Origin of the sequence: Actinomyces israelii (genome assembly GCF_030253495.1) — a bacterium.
Classification (GTDB): Bacteria; Actinomycetota; Actinomycetes; order Actinomycetales; family Actinomycetaceae; genus Actinomyces; species Actinomyces israelii.
In genome coordinates, this window is sequence record NZ_CP124548.1 from 324,586 (window position 1) to 338,008 (window position 13,423).

Annotated in this window: 13 protein-coding genes; 4 read left to right on the forward strand and 9 right to left on the reverse strand. The window is 71.2% G+C overall.

Going from position 1 to position 13,423, the window contains the following annotated elements:
• Positions 1–74: 74 nt before the first annotated feature.
• The gene (locus AIF0345_RS01195; protein WP_268917958.1) at positions 75–1,316 is read right to left on the reverse strand and encodes a type II toxin-antitoxin system HipA family toxin; all 1,242 of its coding nucleotides are present in this window, start codon (positions 1,314–1,316) and stop codon (positions 75–77) included.
• Positions 1,313–1,600 (reverse strand): helix-turn-helix domain-containing protein, encoded by a 288-nt coding sequence (locus AIF0345_RS01200; protein ID WP_268917959.1) that lies wholly within the window; start codon positions 1,598–1,600, stop codon positions 1,313–1,315. Before AIF0345_RS01200 ends, AIF0345_RS01195 begins: the two co-directional genes overlap by 4 nt.
• Positions 1,601–1,938: 338 nt before the next feature.
• Between AIF0345_RS01200 and AIF0345_RS01205 the strand changes: the two genes are divergently transcribed.
• The 3 genes from AIF0345_RS01205 to AIF0345_RS01215 all read left to right on the forward strand — a co-directional run bounded on the left by AIF0345_RS01205 (position 1,939) and on the right by AIF0345_RS01215 (position 3,014).
• Complete coding sequence (locus tag AIF0345_RS01205; RefSeq protein WP_043564302.1) at positions 1,939–2,181, forward strand: DUF4244 domain-containing protein; 243 nt, start codon at positions 1,939–1,941, stop codon at positions 2,179–2,181.
• 78 nt (positions 2,182–2,259) lie between these two features.
• Positions 2,260–2,574: a TadE family type IV pilus minor pilin gene (locus AIF0345_RS01210; protein ID WP_043564300.1), complete on the forward strand. Its 315-nt coding sequence runs from the start codon at positions 2,260–2,262 to the stop codon at positions 2,572–2,574.
• Positions 2,571–3,014, forward strand: a complete 444-nt coding sequence (locus AIF0345_RS01215) for an Rv3654c family TadE-like protein (RefSeq protein WP_311136101.1) — start codon at positions 2,571–2,573, stop codon at positions 3,012–3,014. The genes AIF0345_RS01210 and AIF0345_RS01215 overlap by 4 nt, the downstream gene beginning before the upstream one ends.
• A gap of 394 nt (positions 3,015–3,408) precedes the next feature.
• Here AIF0345_RS01215 and AIF0345_RS01220 read toward each other — a convergent pair whose 3' ends face one another.
• The 4 genes from AIF0345_RS01220 to AIF0345_RS01235 all read right to left on the reverse strand — a co-directional run bounded on the left by AIF0345_RS01220 (position 3,409) and on the right by AIF0345_RS01235 (position 8,166).
• Positions 3,409–4,083 (reverse strand): helix-turn-helix transcriptional regulator, encoded by a 675-nt coding sequence (locus AIF0345_RS01220; RefSeq protein WP_268917960.1) that lies wholly within the window; start codon positions 4,081–4,083, stop codon positions 3,409–3,411.
• Between the two features lie 211 nt (positions 4,084–4,294).
• On the reverse strand, positions 4,295–6,610 hold the full coding sequence (locus AIF0345_RS01225; RefSeq protein WP_285296888.1) for a sensor histidine kinase: 2,316 nt from the start codon (positions 6,608–6,610) through the stop codon (positions 4,295–4,297).
• A 5-nt stretch (positions 6,611–6,615) separates the two neighbouring features.
• Positions 6,616–7,290, reverse strand: a complete 675-nt coding sequence (locus AIF0345_RS01230) for a response regulator transcription factor (protein ID WP_268917962.1) — start codon at positions 7,288–7,290, stop codon at positions 6,616–6,618.
• 474 nt (positions 7,291–7,764) lie between these two features.
• A complete protein-coding gene (locus AIF0345_RS01235; RefSeq protein ID WP_268917963.1) occupies positions 7,765–8,166 on the reverse strand; it encodes a hypothetical protein in 402 nt (133 codons plus the stop codon).
• A gap of 238 nt (positions 8,167–8,404) precedes the next feature.
• On the opposite strand from AIF0345_RS01235, the gene AIF0345_RS01240 reads away from it, so the two are divergent.
• Complete coding sequence (locus AIF0345_RS01240; protein WP_268917964.1) at positions 8,405–8,704, forward strand: helix-turn-helix domain-containing protein; 300 nt, start codon at positions 8,405–8,407, stop codon at positions 8,702–8,704.
• Positions 8,705–8,945: 241 nt separating this feature from the next.
• On the opposite strand, the gene AIF0345_RS01245 is transcribed toward AIF0345_RS01240, so the two are convergent.
• The 3 genes from AIF0345_RS01245 to AIF0345_RS01255 all read right to left on the reverse strand — a co-directional run bounded on the left by AIF0345_RS01245 (position 8,946) and on the right by AIF0345_RS01255 (position 13,285).
• Positions 8,946–10,262 (reverse strand): ABC transporter ATP-binding protein, encoded by a 1,317-nt coding sequence (locus AIF0345_RS01245; protein ID WP_268917965.1) that lies wholly within the window; start codon positions 10,260–10,262, stop codon positions 8,946–8,948.
• Positions 10,263–10,416: 154 nt separating this feature from the next.
• The gene (locus tag AIF0345_RS01250) at positions 10,417–12,171 is read right to left on the reverse strand and encodes an ABC transporter permease (protein ID WP_285296889.1); all 1,755 of its coding nucleotides are present in this window, start codon (positions 12,169–12,171) and stop codon (positions 10,417–10,419) included.
• A gap of 46 nt (positions 12,172–12,217) precedes the next feature.
• Entirely contained in the window at positions 12,218–13,285 is a 1,068-nt protein-coding gene (locus tag AIF0345_RS01255) for an ABC transporter substrate-binding protein (RefSeq protein ID WP_268917967.1), read from the reverse strand.
• Positions 13,286–13,423 lie beyond the last annotated feature (138 nt).

Genomic DNA, 13,423 nt, shown 5'->3' on the forward strand with positions numbered 1-13,423 from the left:
GGGTGCCCGGCGCGGCACGATGTGCGCGGCACCCGCCCCCGCCGTCCCACCGCCGTCGTGGAGCGCCCGCCAGGTCAACCGGCCCGGGCGGCGTCGACTAGCGCCTCCAGACGCGGGGTGACCGCCTCGGCCATCATGGTGATCTCGCGCTCGGGGACGCGGTTGCGCCGGGCGCACTCGCGCCACGGCGCCAGACGATCGGCGATGGCTCCTATGCGCTCTCGCGCGGACTCTTGGGGCAGATCACAGTCCTCTGCCAGGGCGGCCAGTCCGTCGACCTCGTCGGGGAGGGTATCCGCCCCGACGATGGATGTTGCGCGCCTGGCCATCGGGTCGGGGTTCGGGTTCACGTCGAAGGCGGGACTGAGGGTCCAGGATCCGCGGCTTGCGAGGAACCCGTGGTTGCGCAGGTGGTCGTCGGTGTTGCCCAGGGCCACGGAGCCGACCACGCGACTGAAAAGCTCGTGGAGGTCGTGGCGCGGAGACGGGGAAAGGTCGCGGACTGACTCGGCGAGATCGACGTAGTCGCGCTGTTCGCCGTCGGCGCCTCCGACGGCCGTCATGGCACTGATGTAGCCGATCCTTTCGCCGGAGTCTGTCCGGTCGAACCGGCGCAGGACGAGGATGCTGCTCTCCCCGACGGTGACAAGATTGCGCTGCGGGCAGCGGATGCCGGCACTCTCCATGAGGTCGAGCGCGGTGGCCTCCCACGCCATGACGTTCCAGCGGTCCGAGGCGTGGGGGAACTTCGCGATGGCGAGCCCGCCGTCGTCGAGGCGGACAGAGGCTTTGGGTCGCGCACCGCCCAGGCCGGTGGTGCCGGTGCCGAGAAGTTGTTTGACGGCGTCGGCGGGATCGTCGTCCGTCTCGACTCGCTCGCCGGCACGGAGCAGCGCGGGCAACGAGACCAGGCACGGGACAGTGGAGGGCTCGCCGAGGAAATCGGCGTGGCCGGGAAGCCTGAAGCGCAGGGCGCCCTGACGCGTGTTGTCGCTGACGCCGAGAAGGTAGTCGAGATCGTCCAGCCTGCGCGGGGCCCGGTTCTCCTCGCGGGCGCGGGTGCGTTCCGCCTTGGCGATGAGGTTGCGCCCCCAGCGGTCGGGGGCGGTGTCCGCGAAGGCGCGCAGAAGGCCCGCGTAGTATTGCGCGCCGGGGTCGAGGCGCAGCGACGGGTCGATGCCGTCTCCCCCGGCCACGAGGTAGGCGGGGTCGTAGAGGAAGGTTGTGGAGACTCGCCCGCGCGAGCGGGTGACATGGGCGGTGCCGACCCGGCGCGGAGAGCCTGCGGTGTCGATGAAGACGTCGACGTCGGTCATCGGGCGCGCTTCTTCCCGAGGCTGCCGGCGCGGAGGCGGCCGATGTCGCTGGCCAGGGGGTCGACGGCGCTGACGACCTGGTCGAGGACACCGAGGGCGCGCAGAACCTGGGCGACATTGCCGATGCTGACGCCGGGGTGGCCCGTCTCAATCCGGCGCAGGGTGTCGCGCGTGATTCCAGCACGCTCGGAAACCTGCTGAGCGGTCAGGCCGAGGACCATACGCCAACCGTGGACGTGCGTGCCGAGGGCCGTCATCTGACGATCGATCCTGTAGCCGGTCATGGTCGCCTCATCATGGCGAACAGTATAGGCGTTCTGGGATGTTATGGCGAACATTATCGTCACAGAAGGTGTGGGCGGAGCCGCCTCGCCCTGCGTCCCCACTCGCGCTGCCCGGCGTCCCCCCTGTCACTCCCCGCCGTCCCACCGTCGTCGCGAAAGGCCCGCCGGGCCCCACAGGACGGCTCACGCAGGCTCCGCCCACAGGGCTCGAAGGGCCCACGTGCGCGCGGAAGCACCCGTGCCCGACCCTGGTGACGCGGGCACGGTGCCCGCGAGGCTCGGCCGGCCGGTGTGCGCGCCGTCGGCTGGCCGGGCCCCTCTACCCCGAGGAGAACCATATGAAGCACATCTGGAACACCGTGCGCGACGCCTGGGCCCTCGCGCACCCGCACGGTGCGGAGCGCCTCGCTCCGGACGGCACGGAGGACGCCCGCGGCGAGGCCGGCATGGCCACCGCCGAGTACGCCATCGGCACCCTGGCGGCGGCCGCCTTCGCCGGCCTCCTGCTCGCCATCATCCGCTCGGGCTCCTTGCAGAGCGTCCTGCAGGGCCTGATCGAGTCCGCGCTCTCGGCGGGCTGACGCATGATGGCGCGGAGAGCGGACCGCTCCCGTCCAGCGGGGGCGGCTCCGCGACCCGCCGCGCCCGGTCAGGCGGGCATGGTCACTGCGGAGATCGCCGTGGCCCTGCCCGCCGTCGTCCTCGTGCTGCTGCTCGTGCTGTCCGCCGTGAGCGCCGGCGTCACCCAGCTGCGCGTGACGGACGCCGCCCGGGTGGCGGCACGGCAGGCCGCCATCGGCTCCGACGACGTCGAGGGGGAGGCCGTGCGGGCCGGGGGAGAGGTGAGCGTCGGCGTCGACCGCGGCGAGCTGACCTGCGTGCACGTGAGCCGACCGGTGCCGGGCCCGCTGGGAGGCCTCGGGCTCACGGCGCGCAGCACGGCCTGCGCCTACACCGAGCCGAGCGGGCCATGAGGGCGCAAGTCGCGCAGGCGCTGCACGGGTGGGGCCGGGCGGTGCGGGTCGCGGCCGCAGGCGAGCGCGGCGCGGGCACGGTGCTGGTCGTGGGCGTCATCGCGGTCCTGCTCGCGGCCGCGCTCGGCGTCTCGGGCCTGATCCAGGCGCAGGCGGCCGCCGGGCGGGCTCGGACCGCGGCCGACCTGGCGGCGCTGGGCGGGGCGACGGCGCTGTCCTCGGTCCTCGCCCCGGGAGACCCGTGCGAGGTGGCGGGCCGTGTGGCGCGGGCCAACGGCGCCGAGGTGAGGGCGTGCACCGTAGTCGAGGAGGACGTTGTCGTGGAGGTGTCCGTGGGCGTGCGGGTGCTGGGCGTCGCGCGCACGACCGCCTCCGCCGCCCGAGCCGGCCCCGTGGACTCCGCGGGCGATCCCGTGGACGGCTCCGCGGCTGATCCCTGACGTCCCTCCCGCTGCTTCTCGTCCTCCTGCGCTTCCTGCGCCGCCGTCTCTTGTCGGGATCGGTTCGCCTCCGGTGCGGGGTCGGTTGTGCCGGTGCGGCGCGGTGGGGTGCTCCCAGGGTTTTGCCAGGTGTGGTGGGGGTGAGTCTCCAGGGTGGTCGGGTTACATGGTTGCTGCCGCCGGACGGGGCGGGTCATGAGGGTTGGGGAACCCGGTGAGGGGCCTGCTTGCGAGAGCCGCCAGGGTCTAAGGGAGCCCTGGTGGGTCGTTCCGGCGAAGGGGGCTCGACCGGCCGGGAGTGGGAACCCGGCTCGGCGGTCTCGATGACGAGGGCCCGTGGGCCGGGACGCCACCCCGGCCCACGGGCCGCGGTCGTCCCGGGCCCCGTTCCGCCCTATGCGGCTCGGTAGCCGACCACGCCGTCCTCGACGGCGCGCCGGAACAGGTCCACCCGCGTGTCTGCCGGGCGGCCGGCCTCCCGGTACTTCTCGCGGATCCTGGCGACGTAGGTGTTCACGGTGGCATTGGTGTAGCCGAGCTCTCGGGCCACCGTCACGGACTTCGCCCCCAGGGCGTACCGGGACAGCACATCGACCTCCGTGGGGGTCAGGCACTCGGTGGCGAAGTCGTTGTCCGTGTCCAGGGCGGACGCCCAGCTCAGGTTGGCGCTGGGGATCCCGTCCAGGGCCGCCTGCGAGGCCCTGATCAGGTCGCCGTCGGGAGCCGACTTCTTCACAATGGCCAGAATGCTGGTGGCGAGGGCCTGGCGGACCAGCACCGGCTCGTCGCCCGAGGTGTGGACGACCACCGGGATGGAGAGCTCGTTCAGCTCGCGGATGTTGTCCGTGGGCGTGGAGCCGTCTGCCAGCCGCAGCTCGAGGATGGCCAGGTCTGGTGCCGGATGCCCATCTGCGGCGCCCAGCTCCGGTACTAGCCGCCCGTCTGCGGTGTGCAGGCTCGGGACCCACCGCACCGTCCAGGGCAGGCCGGCCTGGGCGAACCGCAGTTGGCAGCCCTGGGCGATAATACTGCACTCGTCGATAATCAGGACGTATGGCTGGCTGCTCATCATTGCCTTCCCTGCCCGCCCAGCGGGGTGCCTGGACGGTGCGATTCCGAACTCGAACGCTGTCGGTTGTACTGACGGACATGACCGGTCGGGGCCGTCCGAGTCGGACGCGTGCCGGGGCCGCGACGGCCAGGAGCCGGGCGGGCCCGAAGAGCGGTGCGGGGACCGGCCCGGAGGCGGGCCCAGAGAACATCTCGGCCCGAATCCGCGCTCAGCGAACCGGGCGCCCGTCCGCCCCCAGAAGGGTGGCGCCGGTGTCGGTGAGGACGGAGACGAGCTGCGGCCGCCCGGCGGGCAGGACGCGGACGACGACGCGCACCTGGTCGCCGTCGGCGAGAACCTGGACGATGCTGTCGGTGATCGCCCGGCGGATGTCCGGGGGCAGCCGGCTGTCGCCCCGGTCATCCATGAGGATGACGTCGGTGCCGCGAGCGCGCGCCTCCCGGGCCGCCCGGACGACGGGGGTGCCGGAGAAGAACGGGGCGCGGATCTCGTCGCGCAGCTCCGCCTCCACCAGACGGGCATGGGTCCGCACCTGCGGGGTGAGCGCCTCGCCGGCGGCGACCCGCTCCAGCAGGGGACTGGCGCGGCGGCGAACCGACTCCATCGCCTGCCTCATGACCCGGTCGGCGGTCATGTTGGCCTGGCGCAGGGCCAGGACCTCCGCGGTGCGCGCCTGCGCGGCGGCGATGGCGGCGCTGGCCGCGGTGCAGCGGTTGGCGGCCAGATGCCACAGGATGAGCGCAATGGTCTGGGGGAGCAGGTAGCTCGGGAGTATCAGCGGGGAGCGGCGGCTGAGGGCCACCCAGACGACGGCGGTCGCGATCAGGAGGAGCTCGCCCGCCCAGGCTGCCCTGGGGCGCTGCCTCACCAGTAGGCAGCAGCACACCGCATTGGCCGCGCCGGTGACCCACGAGGCGAAGCCGGGCCACCCGCTGGTGCGGATCGGCAGCATGACGGCCAGATGGGTGGTGGGCACGATGAGCAGGACGACGGCGACGGCCCAGCGCGGCATGGAGGCCCGCGGCCAGGAGCGCAGCAGCAGGAAGGCCGCCAGCATGAGAGCGGCCAGGCTGACGACGACGGGGACGGCGGTCGAGTAGGCGCCGGAGCGGATCTCCGCGACGGCGATCGCGATGTGGATGACCACCGCGTAGACGCCGATGAGCCGCGCCCAGGCGGTCTCCGCGGCCGAGGCGACGGAGCTCGGCCAGACCTCGGCGCTTGTGATGTCGGCTGCTCGCTGGTCGGCGCCCGACGATGGGGCCCAGGTCATGGAGACGGCGGTCCCGTGCCCCGGGGCGGAGCGGACGTGCGCCGTGGCACCGGCGTCGTGCAGACGAGTCCCGATGGAGCCGGTGAGACCGTGCCTGCCGGGAGCCGGGGCGGCCGGGTCGAAGCCGTGGCCGTCGTCGGAGACGACGACGGCCACCCCCTCCGCGTCGCTGCGCATCTCGATGCGACGCTCGACACTCCCCGGGCCCTCCTCGCCGCCGGCATGCCGCAGTGAGTTGCGCAGCGCCTCCGTGACGGCGTCGGCGAGGGCCTGGGACACCGCGGCGGGCACGGGGCGGTCGACGGCGGTGGAGATCGCCAGCCGCGCTTCGGGGCTCAGCGACCGGATCTGCGTCGTCAGGGCCTCGAAGAGGGCCGAGGCGCTGATCGCGGGGGGGGGGTGGGCGCTCGGAGCCTGCGGCTCCAACGATTCCAGCGCGCTACGGGTGGCCTGCCGCAGCTGGGCCGAGTCCTCCAGGCCCGCGGAGAGCGAGACCAGGACGGACAGGATGTGGTCGTGGACGAAGCTGTTGGAGCGTCGCTGGGCGACGGAGCGGGCGTGGTCGGCGGCCAGGCTGACGGCCTGCCGGCGGCGCTCGGCCGATGCCCGGTCCAGCGCGCGTCCCTGGTCCAGCATCCAGTGCAGCATCCCGGTCACCAGCAGGGCGCTCATGAGGAGGAGCAGCGGCTGCTCCACCGACACGTCGGTCAGGGCGCCGCGGGAGGTCACCAGCATTATGATCAGGGCAGGCACCAGGGTCACGATGTAGAGGCCGTTGGCCCGTGGCGTCAGGATGGTCGATCCCGCGATTCCGACGATCGGGAAGTAGCTGATGAGCGGGGTGTCGCGAGTGACGGTGTCGGTGCCGGACAGCGACGGGATCAGCGGTATCGCCCCGGTCAGCGCGACTTCGAGACCGTAGCCGATCAGTGCTGCCATCACCATCGCCTGCCAGGTCCGGTCGATCGGCGATGGCCGCGTTTCAACGGCCGTGGCCGGTTCCCCGACCCGCTTCCTGCGATGAGCCTGCGACAGGGCGACGGCGGCCACCGCGCCGGCGAGCAGCGGGAGGATGAGCACCGGCAGCATGAGCGGCCACAGCGTCAGCGCAGGAACCCGTTGGATGGCCGACGCGATGGCGGGGGCCGCTCCGGCGCTGGTCCCGGCTGCGGTGGCGCCGACGAACACGACGATCCATCTGCGCAGCTGCAGCGTGTGCGGCCCAGCGGCGGGCGACAGGACACGGCCCATCAGTACTACGCGATGCGGTAGCCGACCAGGCCGTCCTCGGCGGCGCGCCGGAACAGGTCCACTCGCGTGTCTGCCGGGCGGCCGGCCTTCCGGTACTTCTCGCGGATCCTGGCGACGTAGGTGTTGACGGTGGGCACGGTGCAGCCGAGCTCTCGGGCCACGGTCACGGACTTCGCGCCCATGGCGTACAGGGACAGGATCCTGACCTCCAAGGGGGCCAGGTGCTCGGCGACGAAGTCGCCGTCGGTGTCCAGGGCCGACGCCCAGTCCAGGCCGGCGCGGGGGATCCTGTCCAGGGCCGCCGTCGCGGCGTCGATCAGCTCGCCGTCCGGCGCCGACTTGCGCACAATGGCCAGGACTCCGGCCGCGATGGCCTCGCGGACCAGCACCGGCTCGTCGCCCGATGTGTAGATGATCACCGGGACGGAGCGCTCGTTCAGCTCGCGGACGTTGTCCATGGGCGTGGAGCCGTCCGCCAGCCGCAGATCGAGAACTGCCAGGTCCGGCACCGGCAGACCCTCCGCGGCGCCCAGCTCCGGCACCGGCAGACCCTCCGCGGTGTGCAGGCTCGGGACCCACTGCACCGTCCACGGCAGACCCGCCTGCGTGAACTGGTACTGACAGCCTTGGGCAATAATACTGTGGTCGTCGATTACCAGAACGTATTGCTGCTCGCTCACCGTTGTCTCCTCCGTCCGCCCAGCAGGGTGCTCGGGCAGCGCGAAACCGAACTCTGGACGTTGTCAGGCTATGTCGACGGACATGGCCGACGTCCGGCTCCGGCGTTGCCGTGGTCCGATCGTAATGGAGTCTTGTGCAGCAAGAAGGCGACCATGGGCGCTCGGAGCGCTGGGCGCCTGCACCCGGCGGAAGCGCGGGTCGCACCCGGTTCCTCTGCCGGTTCGCGCGAGCTCGACCGAGCGGGCGGGGCGGGCCGGTCACCGCAGCCTCCACTGCCTCCGCCCCCCATTTCGCCGAGATCGGTCGTATTCCGGCTCGAGATCGGTCGAAGGGGCGGCGAGGGCTGTGAACGGGCGCGACATCCAGGTCTCCGAGTGGAGCACGCCGGAGCGTGAACGCACCTTTGCAGACCGCGGTCGAAGTTGGGCCTCGCTGCTCACCTGACCCGGCCCGCGCACCCCGGAATCGATCATCTAGTCGGCAGAGGAAATCGATCCGGACTCGAGTTCCACGACGACCGAGGCGGGTGATTCAGGCGGCTCGACGAGTACTTTGACGTGGACGCCCCTGTTCTTGACGAGTCGTATCTCCTCAATATATGCGGCCGGAATGTTGCCGAGCTGGGAGGTTCCGCTGGGGAAGTCCATGACCCCGTCGAAGATCAAGGCGCCCGTCTGCAAGGAGCTGGGCTCGCAGATGCGCATCTCGACATCTCCGTCCTCGTCCGGACGAGTGGCGATGATCAGGCTGCTCTCGTTCGAGAGCACGGCCTCCTCGCCGCTGACCCATTCCGGAAGCGATGTGGTCCCGGAGTCCATCACCACTACCTGTGCATAAAGTGGGGGCACCGAGTACGTGCGACCGGGTATCACCATTTTCTCCTCTTCCAGATGCGTGCTGCCGGTCGTGAGGTGCTCCTCGTGCCGCCGAGAGAGGGTGCCCTCGGTGTTCGGGCCGGTCGCGCGCCCCAGCGCTTACTACGCTCCTTTGTCCCTTACTACGCTCCTTCTCCTCGTACAGTAAGGGACAAAGGAGCGTAGTAAGCACCACTCGGCCCGCACTTCCGCAACAGGAGGCTTATTCATGGGGCGTTGTGGCTGTTTGAGGAGGCGCGTGTCGCTGGGCGTAGGGACGGCCTGCTCCTGCGAGGAGCTCGGGCGCCAGGAAGAAGCACCTCGAGAAGCAGGCCGCCATGGGCGGGACCCTGGCATACCACTGTCCCGCGAGAGCAATGTGTACGAGGCGGTCGAGTACAGCGGGATCTGGATCCCGGTGGCCGGCTCGCACGCTCCGGAGCTGTACCGGTGCGTGCGACTGGTCCTGATGCCCTTGCGCTTCAACCCGCCCCAGGTGGTCCTGGCGGCCGTGGCCGGGGTCTACCGGTCCACCGGCTCGCGCGTCATCTCGGCCTGACCCCCGTCATCGCCCGGGCCCTTCAGGCGAACGTGCCGGTGGTGGAGGACCTGGACCTGGGCGCGCAGCTGATCATCGACGGAACGCTCCTGCCGCGCTGGTCGTGGAAGGACAGGCCCGACCTGTGCTCCGGCGGGCACAGGACCGCGGGGCTCAACGTCCAGGCCGCTGCGCGCCGGGAGCCGGGCGCCGAGGACCAGTCATCCGGCCCCGGCGCCCGGCACACCCCGGCGCGGCAGGCTCACACTGGCAGCGGAGCGGCGGGCAGTGTCCAGGCGCGGCGCGTCTCAATGCTGACCTCGACGGCGTCGCCCTCGGCGTGGATGTCCGACACCTCCGGGTCGGACTCGACGCACACGAGCGTGCCGTGGGCGGTCTCCACGGTGTACTCCACATGGTCGCCGTAGAAGACCGAGGTCAGCACGGTGCCCCGCCGGCCGGTGAGCTCGCCGGCCCCAACGCCCCCGGCGCGGCCCGAGTCGTCCCCGCCGTCGTCGGCGCGACTCAGGCGCACCGACTCGGGCCGCACGACCACGCACACCTCGTCGCCCTCGGAGACGTCGGGGTGCACCGGCACGACCAGGCCCTGTCCCAGGACGTCGACCCTGGCCGCCCCGTTGCTGATGGTCCCGGCCGTGGTCTCCAGGAAGTTGGCCCGCCCGATGAAGTCGGCCACGAACACGCTGGCCGGGTGGCGGTAGATCTCCTCCGGGGTGGCGACCTGCTCGATGCGCCCGGCGTTCATGACCACGATCCGGTCCGACATGGTCATCGCCTCGGCCTGGTCGTGGGTGACATAGATGGAGGTGATACCCATGCGCTGCTGGAGGCGGCGGATCTCCAGGCGCATGCGCACGCGGAGCTTCGCGTCGAGGTTGGACAGCGGCTCGTCGAACAGGAGCACCTTGGGCCGCACGACCATGGCGCGGGCCAGGGCCACCCGCTGCTGCTGGCCGCCCGAGAGCTCGTTGGGGGAGCGGTCGGCCAGCGCCGTGAGGTTCATGGAGGCCAGGACGACGTCGACCCGGTCGCGGATCTCGTCGGCGCCCAGGCGGCGCAGCTTCAGGCCGTAGGAGACGTTGTCGCGCACGCTCAGGTGGGGGAAGAGCGCGTAGGACTGGAAGACCATCGACATGGGGCGCTTGTTGGGAGGCAGGACCACCATGTCCTCGCCGTCGAGAACGACCTGCCCGGAGGTGGTGTCCTCGAAGCCGGCGATCATGCGCAGCGTCGTGGTCTTGCCGCAGCCGGACGGCCCGAGGAAGGTGATGAACTCGCCCGGCGCGATATCGAGGGCGACGTGGTCGACGGCGACGACGTCCTTGCCCCGGTTGGCGAAGATCTTCACGACGTCGCGCAGCTCGAGTCGGCCTGCGGTCGTGGCTGCCGTGTCGGTCCCGATGTCGGTCCCGATGCTGGTCCCGGTGCCGGTCGCTGCGGCGCCGACGCCGGTGGGCGCGGCGGCTCCCGGCGCCGCCGCGCTGCCGGTCGCGCTGTCAGTTGCTGCTGCGGCCGCTGTGCTCGCTGCGTCGGCCGTGGGGTCGGTGGTGGTGCTCATGACTGGGTCCTGGTGGTTCCGGTGGTGCGGGCCGTCCCGACGGCCCCGGTGGTTCTGGTGGTCTTGGGGGTCCGGGCCGCCCCGGCGGCCCGGACGCCTCCTGCGGCGCGGGGGAGCGATCGCTCCGGAAGCGCCCGGCGGCGCGCCGTCGTGCTCATAGGGTCGCCCCCGACTCGCGGACCCGCCTGTCCTTGACGAGCAGGTTCATGGTCCCGGTGACGACCATGACGATGAGGATCAGGATCGTGCAGAAGGCGAAGGCGTTGCCGAAGCGCCCGGCGTCGACCTCGGCGAGGATCTGGGAGGTCATGATCTTCGTGCGCGGAGTCGTGATGAAGATGATCGGCGACAGCGTCGTCATCGACCGGGAGAAGGCGTAGGTCAGACCCGCCAGGAAGGCGGGGCGGATGAGCGGCAGGGTGACCCGGCGGAAGGTGGTCAGCCCCGAGGCGCCCAGCGAGGTCGAGGCCTCGTCGATCGCCTTGTCGATCTGGTGCAGGCTGGCCACGCCCGAGCGCTGCCCGGCCGGCGTCGAGCGGGCCACGTAGACCATGACGATCGCGATGGCGCCCGCCGCGACGGCGCTGCCGCCGGCCAGCGGCGGAATGACGTTCACCGTGCCGATGGCCACCGGCACGTTGTAGGTCACCAGGTAGCCGATGCCGATGACGGTGCCGGGGACGGCCAGCCCGAGCATGCCGATGAAGTCCATGAGCCCCGCGCCGCGGCGCAGGCGGACCACGACCAGCCAGGCGATGACCATGCCCAGGACGCCGGCGATCGGGGTGGCGATGAGCGCCAGGATCGTGGTGTCGATCATGGCGTCGTTGCCGATCCCGGACAGGATGTAGGTGAAGTGGTGCAGCGTGAAGGAGTTGTTGACGCCGAGGATCTCCACGAAGGCGCCCACGATGACCGCCGCGTAGACCACGACGACCAGCGCGAGCATGAGGGCGGCCAGGGTGAGCAGCGGGACGCGCGTGAGGTTGTCGCGGACCTGCTTGACACTGCCGGCGGGCTTGCCGGTCACCGTCACGGTGGAGGTCCGCTTCGACCAGTAGCGCTGGAGGAGGAAGACCAGCAGCGAGGGGACCAGCAGCACGAGGGAGTAGGCGGCGCCGGCGGCCGTGTTGTAGTCGCCGGTGATCGCGATGTAGGCCCGCGAGGCCAGCACCGTGTAGTCACCGCCGATGACCAGGGGGTTGGCCAGGTCGGCGATCGCCTCGACGAACAGCAGCAGGAAGGAGGCGGCGATGCCTGGGATCATCATGGGCAGGGTCACCGTGCGGAAGATCGTCCAGCGACTCGCCCCCAGCGAGGACGCCGCCTCCTCCATGGCCGGGTCGAGGCTGCGGAACATGCCCAGCAGGTTCATGTAGGCCACGGGGAAGAAGGACAGGGTCAGCACCAGGGTCAGCCCGCTCAGCCCGTAGATGTTCCACTGCTGGCCCAGCAGCTGCTTGGAGATGAGGCCGTTGCGGCCGAAGAGCGTGATCGACGCCGTCGCCACCGCGAAGGGCGGGGAGACGATGGGGACCAGGCACACGAGGTGGAAGAGCCGCTTGCCCCGGAAGGCCACGCGGGCCTGGACGTAGGCGAGCATGAATCCGACGGCGGTTCCCAGCGCCCCGACGACGGTGCCCAGCACGAGCGTGTTGAGCACGATCGTGCGGTTGGTCGTGGAGGAGAACAGGCCCGTGAGGACCTTGAGGCCGGGTGCGGAGAAGGCCTCGGCGAGGACCCGGACGAGGGGCAGCCCGACGAGCAGGATGAGCAGAAGGACGACGACGCCGGTGATGGCGAGCGTCACGGGGTCCTGGCGGACCTTCGTGCGGCCGCGGGAGCGGTCGCGGGCGAGCGCGCGGCCGGGCTGAGCCGGCGCGGCGGGTGAGACGGCGGTGGCGGACATAGGGCCTCGGATCGTTGTGCGGGTGAGGGTCGGCGGTGGCCGGACCTCACTCCTTGGGGGCCGCGGCGACCTCGTTGTCGAAGCGGGCCGTGAGCTCGGGCTTGGCCTTCGCGGCCGCGGCGAAGTCGTAGTCGATGAGGTTGACGGAGTCGAGGTCGACCATCTTGTCGGAGTGGTCGGCCTCAGGGTTGGTCAGGACCTGGTAGGAGCCGACCGTCGGGCCCACGTTCTGCCCCTCGGCCGAGATCGCGTAGTCGACGTACTTCTGGGCGGCCGCCTTGTGCTTGGAGCCGGCCACCAGGGCGACGCCGCCGATCTCGTAGCCGGTGCCCTCCTTGGGGAAGGAGACGGTCAGGTCGGTCATGCCCTCCTCCTGGTACTTCACGCAGTCGTGGGAGAAGACCAGGCCGACGGCGGCCTCGCCGCGGCCGGCGATCTGGCCGGGCGCGGTGCCGGACTTGGAGTACTGGAGGACATTGGCGTGCATCCTCTTCATGTAGTCCATGCCGGCGTCCTCACCGCCGAGGCGGGTGACCTGCGTCCACAGGGTGGTGAAGGCCGTGCCGGAGGTCGAGGGGTGGGCGGTGGAGACCTGGCTCTTGAGGGTCGGGGCGAGCAGATCCTCCCAGGACTCGGGGGTCTTGGCGCCAATGGCGTTGAGCCGGGTCCTGTTCGAGCAGAAGCCGAGCACCCCGACGTACACGCCGGTCCAGCTGCCGTCGGCATCCTTGTACTTGTCGGGGATGGCGGCGGCCTCGGGCGAGACGTAGGGCTCGATGAGGCCCTGGTTGGCGGCCTCGCCGTAGCCGTCAACAGGGCCGCCGTGCCACACGTCGAACTCGGGGTTGTCCTTGGCGGAGGCCAGGCGCGCGACCGCCTCCCCGGAGGACAGGCGCACATAGGTCGCCTGGATGCCGGTCTTCGCGGTGAACTGGTCGGTCCAGGCCTTGCACAGGTCCTCCATGGCGCCGCAGGCGATGGTGATGGGGCCGTCGTCGGACCCGTCGCCGGAGGAGGTCGTCTTTCCGGCGCATCCGGCCAGGGCCAGGCTGATGGAGACGGCGCCGGCGAGGAGGGCGCCGGCCCTGCGGGAGAGCGTGCGGTGGGAGAGCATGGGAAGCCTTTCGGTACTGCGGCGCCACATCGCGCCGCTCGGCGCCATGATCGCCCGAGCCCCAGGCGCTGAGCGGGTCACGTCAGTGACGATTGGTGACAGGACTGTCATTAACTGCGGGACCCCGCGGAGGGTATC